This is a genomic window from Vibrio sp. 2033 (assembly GCF_033339735.1).
This window is the reverse complement of record NZ_JAWOVC010000786.1, coordinates 1-526: the sequence shown is the minus strand read 5'-3', so window position 1 is coordinate 526 and position 526 is coordinate 1. Positions and strand designations below refer to the sequence as shown.

Here is a 526-nt window from a genome sequence, read left to right as displayed (position 1 = left end):
GACATCAAGCAATATCGAATCTGCTTCGACAGGGCAGTGGCACTGCTTCACTATTGATGTGCCAGCAAACGGTTCAGACTTAACCATCACGACCGCAGGTTCAAATGGGGATGCCGACCTCTACGTTAAGTTGGGCAGTGCGCCAAGTTTGTCAAACTACGATTGTCGCTCTATCAGCTCGAATAGTAACGAAGTGTGCAGTTTTGCTACGCCAAGTGAAGGGACGTGGCATATTGGGGTTTACGCGTATAGCGGTATCAGTAACGTGAGTGTAACCGCGAGTTATACAGAACAAGAAGCCCCACCACCTTCTGGCGGTGTGACAACACAATCCATCAACAATGGCAAAACGTGGACGGCGATTGTCACGGGCTCAGGATTGCATGATGGAGTGTGGAACAACAACCCTAGTGATTCATGTGGCAATGATAGCGAGTGTAGCAAATCGGGTATTGATAAAAAAACTGGTTCGGTAAGCTTCACGCTGAGTGATGGGCAAACTTTTGTCATTCTCAAACCATAGCGA

1 protein-coding gene is annotated in these 526 nt (G+C 48.1%); it reads left to right on the top strand.

Translation table 11 applies throughout. From position 1 onward, the window contains the following. Positions 1–523: PPC domain-containing protein (locus R7P74_RS29085; RefSeq protein WP_318124187.1), on the top strand; the 523-nt coding region annotated here is incomplete at its 5' end. Positions 524–526: the final 3 nt, after the last annotated feature.